The sequence below is a fragment of the Pseudomonas sp. SH10-3B genome (assembly GCF_019891415.1).
Taxonomy (GTDB): Bacteria; Pseudomonadota; Gammaproteobacteria; order Pseudomonadales; family Pseudomonadaceae; genus Aquipseudomonas.
The window spans coordinates 19,044-33,200 of the sequence record NZ_JAFLXD010000007.1 but is presented as its reverse complement, the minus strand read 5'-3'; the positions used below and the strand labels follow the sequence as shown (position 1 = coordinate 33,200).

Below are 14,157 nucleotides of genomic sequence, written 5' to 3'. Positions count from 1 at the left end.
TTCTCCTCGGCGCTCAAGCGCGGGTTTCGGTACGCCGGCGAACGGCGGCGGCAATCACCATGACCAGCACCGAGAGGCCGATCAGCAGCGTCGACGCGACGGCGATCACAGGCGTCAGGTCCTGGCGCAGGGTGGTCCACATTTTTACGGGAAGGGTTTGCAGGTTCGGGCTGGCCATCATCACGCTGAGCACCACTTCGTCCCACGAGACCAGGAAAGCGAACAGCGCACCGGCGACCATCCCTGGGCGAATCGCCGGGAAGGTCACTTTGAACACCGCCTGCAAGCGCGAAGCGCCGCAGATCACCGCCGCGTCTTCGATCGACTGGTCGAACAGTTTCAGCGAGTTGATGATCGAGATGATGGTGAACGGCAGCGCCACGATCACATGGCTGACCACAAAGGCGAACATCGTGCCGGTGTAGCCCAGCTTGAGGAACAGCGCGTAAACCGCCACGGCGATGATCACCAGCGGCACGATCATCGGCAGGGTGAACAGGCCGTAGAGCAATTCGCGGCCGGGGAAGCGCCCACGCACCAGGGCAAAGGCGGTGGGCAGGCCGAGGGCGACGGCGAACACGGTGGTCAGCACGGCCACCTTGAGACTGGCCATGGCTGCGTTCATCCAGTCGGCGTTGGAGAGGAACTGGCCGTACCATTTCAGCGTCCAGCCCGGCGGCGGGAACACCAGCCATTGCGACGAGCCGAACGACAGCAGCACGATAAACACGATCGGCAGCAGCAGGAACAGGCCAATCAACCCGGTGGTGGTGTAGAGGCCCAAGCGCATCCTGCGGCTCATGGCATTGGGGGTCAGGAGCATGACGGCTTACCTCGCGTTGCTGGCGCCAACCGGGGATTCCGGCTGAAGCTTCAGGTAGAAGTAGAACAGCACCAGGGTGATGAAGATCAGCAACGCGGCGCCGGCACTGGCCAGGCCCCAATTAAGGAACGATTGCACCTGCTGGATGATGAACTCGGGCAGCATCATGTTCTGTGCACCGCCGAGCAGCGCCGGGGTGACGTAGTAACCGAGGGACATCACGAACACCATCAGGCCGCCGGAGAACAACCCCGGCCGGCACAGCGGCAGGAACACGCGGAAGAAGTTGGTCCACGGGCTCGCGCCGCAGATCGAGCCGGCCTGCAGGATCATCGGGTCGATGGCCTGCATGGTCGCCTGCAACGGCAGCACGATGAACGGGATCATGATGTAGCTCATGCCGATCACCACGCCGGTGAGGTTATGCACCATCTCCAGGGGCACATCGATGATGCCCATGGCCATCAACGCCTTGTTGATCACCCCGGAGGCTTGCAGCAAGACCAGCCAGGAGTAAGTGCGGGCGAGCAGGCTGGTCCACATCGACAGCAGCACAATATTCAGGATCCAGCGGCCCCAACCGCGCGGCACCAGGGTGATCGCCCAGGCCAGCGGAAAGCCCAACAGCAGGCTGAACAGGGTCACCAGGCCCGCCACCGAAAAGGTGTTGAGCAGTACCCGCGCATACGCTGAGTTGGCGAACAGCTGTTCGTAGTTGCCCAGGCCCGGTGTGGGTTCCAGTACGCCGCGCAGCAACAGGCCGATCAGCGGCGCCAGGAAGAACAGGCCGAGGAACAGCAGGGCCGGGATCAGGTTGCTCGAGCCCCGCCAACGCTGCGCCAGGGAGGGCGCGCCGGCCTTGGGCGAAACCGCGCCGGCAGCGCCGAGGGCGCTCCCGGTCGGTGTGGTTGCCGTCATTTTCATTTGACTAGCCATTCATTCCACCGTGTCGCAATGGCCGGACCGTTCTTGGCCCAGTAGGCGAAATCGAGGGTGATCTGGTCCTTGACGTAGGCGGTCGGCAGGTTCGGCGCGAGCACCGAATCCAGGCGCTGCACGCTGTCGATGTTCACCGGTGCATAGGCGGTCAGGTTGGAGAAATCCGCCTGGCCCTTGGCGCTGCTGGCGTTGGCCAGGAACTTCATCGCAGCCGCTTTGTTTTTCGAACCTTTAGGCACGACGAGGATGTCGGCCATGACCAGGTTCTGCTTCCAGCTCACGCCCACGGGCGCGCCGTCTTCCTGCAGGGCGTGGATGCGACCGTTCCAGAACTGGCCCATGCTGACTTCGCCGGAGGCCAACAACTGTTGCGATTGCGCACCGCCGCCCCACCAGACGATGTCTTTCTTGATGGTGTCGAGTTTCTTGAAGGCGCGGTCCAGGTCCAGGGGGTAGAGCTTGTCGGCCGGGACGCCGTCGGCCAGCAGCGCCAGTTCGAGCACGCCGGGGCTTGGCCATTTGTAGAGGGCGCGTTTGCCGGGGTAGGTCTTGGTGTCGAACAGCGCGGTCCAGTCCTGGGGCTTGCCGGCGCCGAGCTTGCCTTCGTTGTAGCCGAGCACGAAGGAGAAGAAGAACGAGCCCACGCCATGGTCGGAGACGAAGCGCGGGTCAATCTTGTCGCGCTGTATCACCGAGAAGTCGAGGGGTTCGAGCAGGCCTTCGGCGGCGGCGCGCAAGGCGAAGTCGGCCTCGACATCTACCACGTCCCACTGCACGTTGCCGCTTTCGACCATGGCCTTGAGTTTGCCGTAGTCGGTGGGGCCATCCTGGACCACGGTAATGCCGCTGGCCTTGCTGAAGGGGTCGGCCCAGGCCTGCTTCTGCGCATCCTGGGTGCTACCGCCCCAGCTCACGAAATTGACGCTTTCGGCCGCCATGGCCGCGTGAGTGGCCGTGGCCAGTAAACCCGCGAACAGCACTGCGGTTGCACGTTTGTTCAACACCATTTTCACGCCCTCATTTGTTTTGTTATTGAGCGGGCTTGGTAATGCCCGCCTATCGGGAGCAGTAGGTCTATCGGGGCCTCTAATCGAGGCCCCAAAAGGCGACCGTGCCAAGGGCTGTTATTGGTGCTTTCCCTGGCGGGCGCACTTGGCAAAAGCGTTCGATCTATGGAATGTCATATTATGGTATTCCAAACTTTGTGCAAGCATTTTGCCTTACCGGTTATCCGTCATTCGGTGAAGGCAATGCTCTCGACCACTTCCAGGTCGTAGCCGGTCAGCCCGGCGTATTTGAGGGGCGGGCCGAGGTGACGCAGCTTGCCGACGCCGAGGTCCTGCAAGATCTGCGCCCCGGTGCCCACTTCAGAATAGATGCGCGACTGCGAACGGTTGAACTGGCGCGGCGCCTGGGTCAGTTGCGGCACACGTTCCAGCAGCGCCTGGGACGACTCATGGTTGGCCAGCACCACCACTACGCCAGTGCCTTCAGCGGCGACACGTTGCAAGGCCGCCCACAGCGTCCAGTTGGACGGGCCGCTGTAGTCGGCACCGACCAGGTCGCGCAGCGGGTCGATCACATGCACGCGCACCAGCGCCGGGGTATCGCGGCGCAACTGGCCCATCACCATGGCCATGTGCACGCCGCCGTCGATGCGGTCTTCAAAGGTGATCAGGCGGAATGTGCCGTGCACCGTAGGCAGGTCGCGTTCACCGATGCGCACCACGGTGCGTTCGGTGCTGAGGCGATAGTGGATCAGGTCGGCGATGGTGCCGATCTTGATGCCGTGCTTGCGCGCGAAGATTTCCAGTTCCGGGCGGCGGGCCATGGTGCCGTCGTCGTTCATCACTTCGACGATCACCGACGCCGGGGTGTGCCCGGCCAGGCGCGCCAGGTCGCAGCCGGCTTCGGTGTGGCCGGCGCGGGTCAACACGCCGCCGTCCTTGGCGCGCAACGGGAAGATATGCCCCGGCTGCACGATGTCGGCCGGTCCGGCATTGCTGTCGACGGCCGTTGCCACGGTGCGCGCGCGGTCGGCGGCGGAGATGCCGGTGGTCACGCCGCTGGCGGCTTCGATGGACACGGTAAACGCGGTGCTGAACACGCTGCCATTGCTCGGCACCATCTGTTCCAGGCCCAGGCGCTGGCAGTGTTCGTCGGTGAGGGTCAGGCAGATCAGGCCACGGGCTTCGCGGGCCATGAAACTGATAGTCTCGGCGGTGCAGCAGGCCGCAGGCAGCAACAGGTCGCCTTCGTTTTCCCGGTCTTCGTCGTCCACCAGGAGCACCATCTTGCCTTGGCGGTAGTCTTCGATGATGTCTGCGATGCTGTTGAAGGACATGGAGAGTGCTCGATTTGTTGGTTGTATGTATTATGGTATACCACAAAAACTCAACAAGAGGATGTCACGATGAAGGCCTACTGGATTGCCCATGTGGATGTGTCCGATGCCGAGCAATACACGCAGTACACCCAGCGCGCGCCGGCGGCGTTTGCAAAGTTTGGCGGACGGTTCCTGGCCAGGGGCGGGCGCAGCGAGGCGATGGAAGGCGGGCCTGCACGGCAGCGTAATGTGGTGATTGAGTTTGAGAGCTATGAGCAGGCGGTGGCGTGTTATGAGTCCGCTGAATATCAGGAGGCGAAGGCGCACCGTGAAGGGGCGGGGGTGGCGCAGATCATCATCGTGGAAGGGTTGGCGCCCTGATTTTTTCAGGTATGAACCGATTCAGATGTGGGAGGGGGCTTGCTCCCGATGGCGGTAGTTCAGTCACTTCATGTATTGACTGACATAGTGCTATCGGGAGCAAGCCCCCTCCCACATTTTGATCCGTGCTTAGCCGTGAGATCAGCGGATGAAGTGGATCTTGCCGCTGTCGTCATTACCGATATAGATGCCATACACCCCAGCCTGGCGTTCCTCGATATAGCGTTCGAGGATCTGCCGGATCGCGGGGTAGTAGATGCTGTCCCAGGGAATGTCCTCGGGCGCGAAGAACTTGTAGTCGAGGGTTTCCGGGCCGAACTGGCCGGTGATCTCCAGCGCGATGGCGCGGAAGATGATGTACACCTCGCTGATCCTGGGCACGCTGAAGATCGAGTAGGGCGAGAGGATCTCGGCACGTACGCCGCTTTCTTCCCAGACCTCACGCAACGCCGCCTGCTCAGTGGTTTCGCCACCTTCCATAAAACCGGCGGGCAATGTCCAGGTGCCCGGGCGGGGCGGGATCGCGCGTTGGCACAGCAGGTATTTGCCGTCCTGCTCGATGATGCAGCCGGCGATGATTTTGGGGTTGATGTAATGGATATAGCCGCAGCCCCGGCACATCAGGCGCTCATGGGTATCGCCCGGTGGCAGCTGGTGACCGAGGTCACTGCCGCCGCATGTCGGGCAAAAGCTGGGGCTGGCCAAGGTCAGTGACCTATGCGCGGTTCTTTCAGCGCGATGGGCAGGGTGATTTCCGGAATCTTGCCGGTTTCTTCCTGTTTGCGCTTGAGGTAGTCCAGGGCCACGGCGGCGGCAGCGCGCACGTGATCGACGCAGGCCTGGTGGGCGGCCAGCGGGTCGCCGCTCTTGATCGCCTGGACCATGCGTTCCATTTCCTGGTTACTGGTGCCGCGACGGTTTTCCTGGGACACCGAGGTGGCGCGCAGGTAGCTGATGCGAGCCTGCAGCTGGCGCAACTGGGTGGCCGCCACATGGTTGCCCGAACCTTCGAGCAGCACGTCGTAGAAGCCTTGGACCGAGTCGATGACCTGTTGCAGCTCACCGTCCTTGAGGGCCTTGCGGTTTTCTTCCAGGGCTTTTTCCAGGGCCTTGATGTCCTTGGCCTTGGCGCGCAGGGTAAACAACTGCACGATCAAGCCTTCGAGCACGCACCGCAGTTCATAGATGTCGACGGCGTCGGCCAGGGTAATGATCGCCACCTGTGGGCCCTTGGCATCGGCGAATTCCACCAGGCCTTCGGACTCCAGGTGACGCAAGGCTTCGCGTACCGAGGTGCGGCTGACGCCGAGGCGGTCGCACAGGTCGCGTTCCACCAGGCGGTCACCGGGCAGCAGTTGGAAGTTCATGATGGCGCTGCGCAGTTTTTCCAGCACGATTTCGCGCAGGGTGACCGGGTTGTGATTGACCTTGAAGCTGTCGTCGAGGGGCGCGCGTTTCATGGGGTCTGCTCTGAATTTGGCGGTTAACTGGAGGCCTCGGCCGGCCGGGGCCGATTGAGGGCCGAAAAACGTGCCCAAGTTTATCATGCTGCGTTCCTTAAGCGACAAACCCTCACGGCCCCCGCGCGCCTCAGGCCAGGGCCGGCAGCGGGCCCAGCTTGCCCTTGTGGTAGATCATCGGCGTGACCGGTTCCTTGGGCAGGATCAGGTTCTTCACCGCGCCGACGATGATCGCGTGATCGCCGCCGTCGTATTCGCGCCACAGTTCGCACTCGATGATCGCCGTGGCCTTGGCCAACAGCGGGTTGCCCAGCTCGCTCAGGTGCCACTCGATGCCCTTGGCCTTTTCCTTGCCCTTGCTGGCGAAAGCATAGGCCTCGGCGGTCTGGTCGGCGGACAGCAAGTGGATCGCGAAGCGCTTGCTGTCGCGCAGGATCGGGTAGGTGTCCGACGCATAGTTGGGGCAGAACAGCACCAGCGCCGGGTCGATCGACAGCGCGCTGAACGCACTGGCGGTAATGCCGACGATGCCGCCGTCCGGGTCGAGGGTGGTGACCACCGTGACGCCCGAAGGGAATGAGCTCATGACGTCTTTGTAAATGCCGGGTTCGATCATGGTCGGGGTCTCTTAACGCATCACAAAAGGATCAGGCATGGGCGCCTGGGAGAGGTTGATCCACACCGTCTTCAGCTCGGTGTAGGCGAGCACCGAATCGATGCCGCTTTCGCGTCCGTAGCCGCTGTTCTTGAAGCCGCCGATAGGCGCCATGGCCGACACGGCGCGGTAGGTGTTGACCCAGATGATCCCCGAGCGCACGTCCCGGGCCAGGCGGTGGGCGCGGCCGAGGTCGCGGGTCCAGATGCCGGCGGCGAGGCCGAATTGCGAGTCGTTGGCGATGGCCAGCGCTTCGGCTTCGTCCTTGAAACGGATGACCGAGGCCACCGGGCCGAACACTTCTTCCTGCATGATCTTCATCGAGTTGCTGTCGCACTCGAACAAGGTCGGCTCATAGAACCAGCCTTCGCCAAGATTCTGCGGGCGTTTGCCGCCGGTGCGCAGGCGCGCGCCTTCGGCGATGGCATCGGCGACCAAGCCCTCGACCACGGCCAGTTGCTGCGCGGTGGCCATGGGCCCCATTTCGCTGGCGTCGTCCTGGGGGTTGCCGATGCGGATGCGCTGGGCGCGTGCCACCAGGCGCTCGACGAATTCGTCGTAGATCTCATCCTGCACCAGCAGGCGCGAACCGGAGACACAGCTCTGCCCGGACGCCGCATAGATCCCGGCAATCGCACCGTTGATGGCGCTGTCGAGGTCGGCGTCGGCAAAGATGATATTGGGGGACTTGCCGCCCAGTTCCAGGGACAGCTTGGCGAAGTTCTCCGCACTGCTGCGCACCACATGGCGGGCCGTGGCCGCGCCGCCAGTGAAGGCGATCTTGCGCACCAGTGGGTGGCGGGTGAGGGCGGCGCCGGTGCTGGGGCCGTAGCCGGTGACCACGTTGACCACGCCCGGCGGGATCCCGGCTTCGAGGGCCAGGCGCGCGAGTTCGAGGATAGTCGCCGAGGCGTGCTCCGACGGTTTGATCACGATGGTATTACCCGCCGCCAGGGCCGGCGCGAGTTTGATCGCGGTCAGGTACAGCGGGCTGTTCCACGGAATGATCGCGGCGACCACGCCCATGGCTTCGTGCACGGTGTAGGCGAACAGGTCGGGCTTGTCCAGCGGCAGGGTGCCGCCTTCGAGCTTGTCGGCCAGGCCGGCGGTGTAGTGGAAGAACTCCGGCAGGTAGCTGACCTGGCCACGGGTTTCGCGGATCAACTTGCCGTTGTCGCGGCTTTCCAGCTGGGCCAGTTGCTCTTTGTTCTCGGCGATCAGGTCGCCCAGGCGGCGCAGCAATTTGCCCCGTGCGGTGGCGGTGAGGCCGCGCCAGGCCTGGCTGTCGAAGGCGCTTTGCGCGGCCTGCACGGCGCGCTCCACATCGGCTTCGTCGGCGTCGGGCAGTTGCGCCCAGGGTTCGGCCAGGGCCGGGTTGAGGCTGTCGAAAGTCTTGCCGGACAGGGCATCGACCCATTCACCGCCGATGCACATCTGGAAGCGTGCGAGTGTCATGCAACGATCCCCTTGATTGGATTGTTTTGGGCGTACACCGTGTCGAGGAAGCCCAGCAGCAGCTGGTTGACCAGGCGTGGCGATTCTACCGGCATCATATGCCGTTGCTCGGCCAGCACCGCAACGGTGGCACCGGGAATACGATCGGCCAGTTGCCGGGCCATTTCCGGGGTTGAACCGGGGTCGAGTTCGCCGGTGGCGACCAGGGTCGGTACGCGCAGGCCCTTGAGGTCGTCGGCGCGGTACATGTCCTGGGTCGCGAACAGTTCGTAGGTGGTCAGGTAGCCCTGGGGGTCGTTACCCGCCAGGGTTTCCCGCAATGCGGCGATCTGCGCCGGGTTGGCCGCCTGGTACTCGCGGCTGAACCAGCGCGACAGCGCGGCTTCGGCATTCGCATCCGGGCCATGTTCGGCGGCCTGGGCAGTGCGTGCGATCACGCCGGCACGCTGTTCGGGGCTGCGGTTGAACACACTGTTGAGCACTACCAAGGATGTGAGGCGCTCGGGGTAGTGCAGGGCGAACGCCCGGGCGACCAGGCCGCCCATGGAAAAACCGATCACCGTGGCCTGGGGCAATTGCAGGTGGTCGAGCAGCTCCAGCAACTGGTCGGCATACCCCAGCAGCGGCGTGCCGGCGGCCGGGCGCGGGCTGGCGCCATGGCCGAGCATGTCATAGGTGATCACGCGGTAGTTCGTGGCCAGGCCAACGACTTGCCCGCCCCACATTTCTTTATTCAGGCCCACGCCGTGGATCAAAACCACAGGCTGGCCTTGGCCGGTCGCCAGATAACTGGTGCCAGCCGGGGTGCGTTCAGCGGTGAGCCGAATCATGGAGCGCTCCTGCATGCTTTTTGTTTTGGCCGGTCTTGCTTACTGGGCTTTTTCAGCGGCCAGCTCTTCCAGGTCGATATAGCGGTTGCCGATACGAGGGTGCAGGCGGCCGCCATCGGCGCAGCCCAATACCACGACGATTTCGTCGGCACGCGGCGCATCTTCGATGTGCATTTCCAGGGTGATGTAGTGCGAACGCAGGCCTTCGTCGTCCTTGTGCATCATCGGGATCTGGATCGAGGTGCCCGGACCGCCGCGCTTGTTGGTGAAGCTCAGGTAGCTCTTGGCCTTGACCGCTTCACGGTAGTGATTGCCGAAGCGCAGGGTGTGGATGATCGCGCTCGCGTGTTCGATCTCGCCATCGGCACCGACCACGGCGGCCTTGCCATACGCCTCGATGTTTTCGGCGCCGCCAATGATGCCCACCAGGCGCTCGACCATCAGCGCGCCGAGGTCGGAGCAATTGGCCCGGATTTCCGGCTTCAAGTCTTCGACGAAGCCACGACCCAGCCATGGGTTCTTCAGCACCACGGCGAGGCCGACCATTTTCACCGGGGTGTCTGCGGCCTTGCCGCCTTCGATGAAGGTTTCTTCTACGTAGCTGACGATCTTGCGGATTTCGAAACTCATGAGCGGCTCCATCAGGTGTGGGGGGAGTGGATTGCGTATGATGGTATACCATAATACGCAAAGCACAAGCATCGGAAATGAGTTTGCGTTGGGTGAGGAGAAAAGGCGTGCACGAGGGTGCGGTGTTAATAAATGTTAAATTGAAAAAATACTTCACATAATTCGTTCATTGGTGGATGATCGACTGCAATTCCAACGCGGCTCGCCGGTGTAGCGCGAGCCGCCGTTTTCCCCTGGAGTACCCCATGAATAATAAGAATGTCGGTGTGATCGGTTTGGGCGCGATGGGGCTGGGCATTGCCCGCTCGCTGTTGCGCGCAGGCTTCAATGTGCACGCCTGTGATGTGCGTGACGCCGTTACCCAGCAGTTCGCCAGCGAAGGCGGGGTGGCGTGTGCGTCGCCGGCGCTGATGGCGGATGCTTGCGATGTGATCATCACCGTGGTGGTCAACGCCGAGCAGACCGAAACCGTCTTGTTCGGTGAAGGCGGTGCGGTAGCCGCATTTCGCCCGGCGAGCCTGGTGATCGGCTGCGCCACCGTGGCCCCGACCTACGCCGTGGACCTCGGCCAACGCTTGGCCGACCAGGGCCTGCTGTACCTGGATGCGCCCATTTCCGGCGGTGCCGCCAAGGCCGCTGCCGGCGAAATGACCATGATGACCTCCGGCCCGCAGGCCGCCTATGCAAAGGCCGATTCGGTGCTGGCGGGCATGGCCGGCAAGGTCTATCGCCTGGGTGACGTCCATGGCCTGGGCTCCAAGGTGAAAATCATCAACCAGTTGCTCGCCGGCGTGCATATCGCCGCGTCCGCCGAAGCCATGGCCCTGGGCCTGCGCGAAGGCGTGGACGCCGATGCCTTGTACGAGGTGATCACCCACAGCGCCGGCAATTCCTGGATGTTCGAAAACCGCGTGCCGCACATTCTCAAGGCCGACTACACGCCACTGTCGGCGGTGGATATTTTCGTCAAGGACCTCGGCCTGGTGCTGGATACCGCGCGTGCGAGCAAGTTTCCGCTGCCGTTGTCGGCCACTGCGCACCAGATGTTCATGCAGGCTTCCAGCGCCGGTTTTGGCCGCGAGGACGACTCGGCGGTGATCAAGATTTTCCCCGGCATCGACCTGCCGACTGCCAAGCCCGAGCCGGTGTAAGGAACGCTTTATGACTAACCACACCACGCGCCCGTTGCTGGGCTGCATCGCCGACGATTTCACCGGCGCCACCGACTTGGCCAATATGCTGGTGCGCGGCGGTATGCGCACGGTGCAGAGCATTGGCATCCCCAGCCGCGAAGTCGCGGACGGGCTGGATGCGGACGCCATCGTCATCGCCCTCAAGTCGCGTACCACGCCGGTCGCAGAGGCTGTCGAGGAATCCCTGGCCGCGCTGGACTGGCTGCGCGAGCAGGGCTGCGAACAGATTTTCTTCAAGTATTGCTCGACCTTTGACTCCACTGCCGCCGGCAATATCGGCCAGGTCAGCGAGGCCTTGCTCAAGGCACTGGGCAGTGATTTCACCCTGGCCTGCCCGGCGTTCCCCGAAAACGGCCGGACGATTTTCCGTGGCCACCTGTTTGTGCAGGACCAGTTGCTCAATGATTCGGGCATGCAACACCACCCGCTGACACCCATGGGCGATGCGAATCTGGTGCGCGTGCTGCAGAGCCAGACGCAATTACCGGTCGGGCTGCTGCGGTACGACAGCATCGCCGCTGGCGTCGAGGCGACCCGTAAAAAAATGGCCGAACTGCGCGAGCAAGGCGTGGGTATTGCCATCGCCGATGCGCTGTCCGATCAAGACCTCTACACCCTCGGCAGCGCCTGCGCCGACTTGCCTTTGCTCACGGGTGGCTCGGGCCTGGCCTTGGGTTTGCCAGGCAATTTCCGCCGTGCCGGTAAGCTGCGCGACTTCGATGCGGCGACGTTGCCGACTATCAGCGGTGGCGAGGTGGTGCTCGCCGGCAGTGCCTCGGTGGCGACCCTCGGCCAGGTTGCGGCCTGGTTAGAGGCGGGCCGCCCGGCGTTGCGCATTGATCCGCTGGCCCTGGCTGCCGGTGAACCGGTGGTGGCGCAAGCGCTGGCGTTTGCCCGCGACAGTGCACACACCGTATTGATCTACGCCACCAGCACCCCCGCCGAGGTCAAGGCCGTGCAAGAGCGGCTCGGCGTCGAACGCGCCGGGGCCCTGGTGGAGAACGCCTTGGGCGAGATCGCCGCGGGCTTGCGCGAGCAAGGCGTGCGGCGTTTCGTGATCGCCGGCGGGGAAACCTCCGGGGCGGTAGTCAAGGCGCTCGGCGTCAACCTGCTGCAGATCGGCGCGCAGATTGATCCTGGTGTGCCGGCCACCGTCAGCAGTTCCAGCGAGCCGCTGGCGCTGGCGCTCAAATCCGGCAACTTCGGTGGCCGTGAGTTCTTTGCCAAGGCCCTTGCGCACCTGGCCGGAGGTGCCCAATGACTGGCATCGACGAACAGGCCCTGCGCGAAGAGATCTGCGACGTCGGCCACAGCCTGTACCAGCGCGGCTACACCGTCGGCAGCGCCGGCAACATCAGCGCGCGCCTCGACGATGGCTGGCTGATCACCCCCACCGATGCCTGCCTCGGGCGCCTCGCGCCAGGCGCTATTGCCAAGGTCAACCTGAAAGGCGAGTGGGTGTCCGGGGACAAACCCTCGAAGACCCTGGCCCTGCACCGTCAGGTATATGACCGCAACCCCTCGGTGGGCGGGGTGGTGCACACCCACTCCACCCACCTGGTGGCGCTGACACTGGCCGGGGTGTGGAGCGCTGAGGATATCTTGCCGCCGCTTACGCCTTACCAGGTGATGAAGGTCGGTCACATTCCCTTGATCGGCTATCAGCGTCCGGGTTCGCCCAAGGTCGCCGAGCAGGTCGCGCAACTGGCCAACCGCGTGCGTGGGGTGATGCTTGAGCGCCTGGGGCCGGTGGTCTGGGAGAGTTCGGTGGCCAAGGCCAGCTACGCCTTGGAAGAGTTGGAAGAAACCGCACGGCTGTGGTTGATGAGCAACCCCCGGCCTGCGCCGTTGGATCAGGCTGCACTGGATGAATTGCGCGAGACGTTCGGCGCGCACTGGTAACCCGCAAGACGACACGGCAAGTGCTGCCCGAGCGTCTGGTTTGACGCTCGACGGACCCGGCTTGCCTAAAAAAACAATAACAACAGGACATTCTTGAATGAGCCCATTGATTTTGATGTTGACCGCTGGCGCGGGTATCGCGCTGCTGCTGTTTCTGGTCCTCAAGTACAAATTCCAGCCGTTTGTTGCGCTGATGCTGGTGAGTATCGTGGTGGCGCTGGTGGCCGGGGTAAAACCGGCTGATCTGGTGGCGACCATCGAAGGCGGCATGGGCAAGACTCTTGGCCATATCGCGATCATCATTGCCCTGGGTGCGATGATCGGGCGGATCATTGAGCTGTCCGGCGGTGCCGAAGCCTTGGCCAAGTCGCTGATCGAGCGGTTTGGCAACAGCCGTACGCCGCTGGCGCTGACCATCGCCGGGTTCATCATCGGCGTGCCGGTGTTCTTTGAAGTCGGGGTGATCATCCTGATGCCGTTGGCGTATGGCGTGGCACGCCGGGCGCGCAAGCCGCTGCTGGTGTTCGCGTTGCCGATGTGTGCGGCGCTGCTCACCGTGCATGCCTTCCTGCCGCCCCATCCGGGTGCCGTGGCCGCCGCCAGCCAACTGGGTGCCGACCTGGGCCGGGTGCTGATGTTCGGCCTGCCAATCACCGCGTTGCTGTGCTACATCGGTTACCGCGTGGCGGGGCGCATGACCCGACACTTCTATCCGATGACCGATGACATCCGCGCCGAAGTCTATGGCCCTCACGTGACCAATGAAGACCTGCGGGCCTGGACCAACGGCAATCACCAGGCGGTGCAACAGAGCGCTGTGGCCGAGTCCCATATGGGCCTGGAAGAGTCCACCAGCGCCATCGCCGCCAAGCTGCCGGCGGCGCCTGCACCCGGTTTTGGCCTGATTGTCAGCCTGATCCTGCTGCCGATTGTGCTGATTTTACTGGGTACCCTGGCCACTTCTCTGCTGCCGGTCGATTCGACCCTGCGCGGGGTGATGACCGTACTCGGCGCGCCACTGGTGGCGCTGCTGATCGACACCTTGCTGTGTGCCTGGCTGCTCGGCTCGCGCCGTGGCTGGAGCCGCAGCCAGGTCTCCGACGTGATCGGCTCGGCGTTGCCGGGCGTGGCGATGGTGATCCTGATCGCCGGCGCCGGTGGCGTGTTCGGCAAGGTGCTGGTGGACACCGGCATCGGCGCGGTAGTCTCCGACATGCTGCGCACCACCGGCCTGCCGGTGCTGGCCCTGGGCTTTTTGCTGACCATGTTGCTGCGTGCGGTGCAGGGTTCGACCACCGTGGCCCTGGTGACCACGGCGGGGATCATCAGCCCGCTGATCGTGACCCTCAACCTAACGCCCAACCACCTGGCGCTGCTGTGCCTGGCCATGGGCGGTGGCGGGCTGGCGATGTCGCATATTAACGACGCCGGCTACTGGATCTTCACCAAGCTCGCCGGGCTCAACGTGGCAGACGGTCTGCGCACATGGACGGTGATCACCACCTTGCTCGGCACCTTGGGTTTCTTGATTACCCTGCTGATCTGGCCTTTTGTCTGACTCTT

General features: G+C 63.6%; 15 protein-coding genes. 5 read left to right on the top strand and 10 right to left on the bottom strand.

Translation table 11 applies throughout. The annotated features are described in order from the left end of the window. Positions 1 to 13: 13 nt before the first annotated feature. From J1G35_RS07735 to ribBA, 4 genes are all read right to left on the bottom strand, one after another. Positions 14 to 823: an ABC transporter permease gene (locus J1G35_RS07735; RefSeq protein ID WP_223014368.1), complete on the bottom strand. Its 810-nt coding sequence runs from the start codon at positions 821 to 823 to the stop codon at positions 14 to 16. Positions 824 to 829: 6 nt separating this feature from the next. Beyond that, entirely contained in the window at positions 830 to 1,747 is a 918-nt protein-coding gene (locus J1G35_RS07730) for an ABC transporter permease (protein ID WP_053139514.1), read from the bottom strand. Continuing rightward, entirely contained in the window at positions 1,744 to 2,769 is a 1,026-nt protein-coding gene (locus J1G35_RS07725; RefSeq protein WP_027603596.1) for an ABC transporter substrate-binding protein, read from the bottom strand. The genes J1G35_RS07730 and J1G35_RS07725 overlap by 4 nt, the downstream gene beginning before the upstream one ends. A 227-nt stretch (positions 2,770 to 2,996) precedes the next feature. Continuing rightward, positions 2,997 to 4,106, bottom strand: coding sequence for a bifunctional 3,4-dihydroxy-2-butanone-4-phosphate synthase/GTP cyclohydrolase II (gene ribBA / locus J1G35_RS07720; protein ID WP_223014367.1), 1,110 nt, complete (start codon positions 4,104 to 4,106; stop codon positions 2,997 to 2,999). A 69-nt stretch (positions 4,107 to 4,175) separates the two neighbouring features. On the opposite strand from ribBA, the gene J1G35_RS07715 reads away from it, so the two are divergent. Then, positions 4,176 to 4,469: a DUF1330 domain-containing protein gene (locus J1G35_RS07715; RefSeq protein ID WP_053139511.1), complete on the top strand. Its 294-nt coding sequence runs from the start codon at positions 4,176 to 4,178 to the stop codon at positions 4,467 to 4,469. Positions 4,470 to 4,610: 141 nt separating this feature from the next. Here the strand turns inward: J1G35_RS07715 and J1G35_RS07710 are convergent, their stop codons facing one another. The 6 genes from J1G35_RS07710 to J1G35_RS07685 all read right to left on the bottom strand — a co-directional run bounded on the left by J1G35_RS07710 (position 4,611) and on the right by J1G35_RS07685 (position 9,499). Further along, positions 4,611 to 5,174: an NUDIX hydrolase gene (locus J1G35_RS07710; RefSeq protein ID WP_223014365.1), complete on the bottom strand. Its 564-nt coding sequence runs from the start codon at positions 5,172 to 5,174 to the stop codon at positions 4,611 to 4,613. Positions 5,175 to 5,176: 2 nt separating this feature from the next. Continuing rightward, positions 5,177 to 5,929: a GntR family transcriptional regulator gene (locus J1G35_RS07705; RefSeq protein WP_027603600.1), complete on the bottom strand. Its 753-nt coding sequence runs from the start codon at positions 5,927 to 5,929 to the stop codon at positions 5,177 to 5,179. Positions 5,930 to 6,059: 130 nt separating this feature from the next. Further along, positions 6,060 to 6,545, bottom strand: a complete 486-nt coding sequence (locus tag J1G35_RS07700) for a flavin reductase family protein (RefSeq protein WP_053139508.1) — start codon at positions 6,543 to 6,545, stop codon at positions 6,060 to 6,062. 12 nt (positions 6,546 to 6,557) lie between these two features. Beyond that, positions 6,558 to 8,039: an aldehyde dehydrogenase gene (locus J1G35_RS07695; RefSeq protein WP_223014363.1), complete on the bottom strand. Its 1,482-nt coding sequence runs from the start codon at positions 8,037 to 8,039 to the stop codon at positions 6,558 to 6,560. Beyond that, positions 8,036 to 8,869, bottom strand: coding sequence for an alpha/beta fold hydrolase (locus J1G35_RS07690; protein WP_027603603.1), 834 nt, complete (start codon positions 8,867 to 8,869; stop codon positions 8,036 to 8,038). The genes J1G35_RS07695 and J1G35_RS07690 overlap by 4 nt, the downstream gene beginning before the upstream one ends. A 39-nt stretch (positions 8,870 to 8,908) precedes the next feature. After that, a complete protein-coding gene (locus tag J1G35_RS07685; protein ID WP_053139505.1) occupies positions 8,909 to 9,499 on the bottom strand; it encodes an amino acid synthesis family protein in 591 nt (196 codons plus the stop codon). Positions 9,500 to 9,675: 176 nt separating this feature from the next. Between J1G35_RS07685 and ltnD the strand changes: the two genes are divergently transcribed. The 4 genes from ltnD (at position 9,676) to J1G35_RS07665 (ending at position 14,152) form a co-directional block, all read left to right on the top strand. Continuing rightward, entirely contained in the window at positions 9,676 to 10,650 is a 975-nt protein-coding gene (gene ltnD / locus J1G35_RS07680) for an L-threonate dehydrogenase (protein ID WP_262417194.1), read from the top strand. 10 nt (positions 10,651 to 10,660) lie between these two features. Then, positions 10,661 to 11,953, top strand: a complete 1,293-nt coding sequence (gene otnK / locus J1G35_RS07675; RefSeq protein WP_223014359.1) for a 3-oxo-tetronate kinase — start codon at positions 10,661 to 10,663, stop codon at positions 11,951 to 11,953. Continuing rightward, a complete protein-coding gene (locus tag J1G35_RS07670) occupies positions 11,950 to 12,594 on the top strand; it encodes an aldolase (protein ID WP_223014357.1) in 645 nt (214 codons plus the stop codon). The genes otnK and J1G35_RS07670 overlap by 4 nt, the downstream gene beginning before the upstream one ends. Positions 12,595 to 12,691: 97 nt before the next feature. Beyond that, the gene (locus J1G35_RS07665; protein WP_223014355.1) at positions 12,692 to 14,152 is read left to right on the top strand and encodes an SLC13 family permease; all 1,461 of its coding nucleotides are present in this window, start codon (positions 12,692 to 12,694) and stop codon (positions 14,150 to 14,152) included. The last annotated feature ends 5 nt before the right edge of the window (positions 14,153 to 14,157 follow it).

Excerpts from the sequence above, each read along its gene's own strand:
- J1G35_RS07670 (WP_223014357.1), top strand. The coding sequence starts at position 11,950 with ATGACTGGCATCGACGAACAGGCCCTGCGCGAAGAGATCTGCGACGTC.
- J1G35_RS07735 (WP_223014368.1), bottom strand. The coding sequence starts at position 823 with ATGCTCCTGACCCCCAATGCCATGAGCCGCAGGATGCGCTTGGGCCTC.
- J1G35_RS07730 (WP_053139514.1), bottom strand. The coding sequence starts at position 1,747 with ATGAAAATGACGGCAACCACACCGACCGGGAGCGCCCTCGGCGCTGCC.
- J1G35_RS07690 (WP_027603603.1), bottom strand. The coding sequence starts at position 8,869 with ATGATTCGGCTCACCGCTGAACGCACCCCGGCTGGCACCAGTTATCTG.
- J1G35_RS07695 (WP_223014363.1), bottom strand. The coding sequence starts at position 8,039 with ATGACACTCGCACGCTTCCAGATGTGCATCGGCGGTGAATGGGTCGAT.
- ltnD (WP_262417194.1), top strand. The coding sequence starts at position 9,676 with ATGATCGACTGCAATTCCAACGCGGCTCGCCGGTGTAGCGCGAGCCGC.
- J1G35_RS07665 (WP_223014355.1), top strand. The coding sequence starts at position 12,692 with ATGAGCCCATTGATTTTGATGTTGACCGCTGGCGCGGGTATCGCGCTG.
- ribBA (WP_223014367.1), bottom strand. The coding sequence starts at position 4,106 with ATGTCCTTCAACAGCATCGCAGACATCATCGAAGACTACCGCCAAGGC.
- otnK (WP_223014359.1), top strand. The coding sequence starts at position 10,661 with ATGACTAACCACACCACGCGCCCGTTGCTGGGCTGCATCGCCGACGAT.
- J1G35_RS07715 (WP_053139511.1), top strand. The coding sequence starts at position 4,176 with ATGAAGGCCTACTGGATTGCCCATGTGGATGTGTCCGATGCCGAGCAA.
- J1G35_RS07685 (WP_053139505.1), bottom strand. The coding sequence starts at position 9,499 with ATGAGTTTCGAAATCCGCAAGATCGTCAGCTACGTAGAAGAAACCTTC.
- J1G35_RS07700 (WP_053139508.1), bottom strand. The coding sequence starts at position 6,545 with ATGATCGAACCCGGCATTTACAAAGACGTCATGAGCTCATTCCCTTCG.
- J1G35_RS07705 (WP_027603600.1), bottom strand. The coding sequence starts at position 5,929 with ATGAAACGCGCGCCCCTCGACGACAGCTTCAAGGTCAATCACAACCCG.
- J1G35_RS07725 (WP_027603596.1), bottom strand. The coding sequence starts at position 2,769 with ATGGTGTTGAACAAACGTGCAACCGCAGTGCTGTTCGCGGGTTTACTG.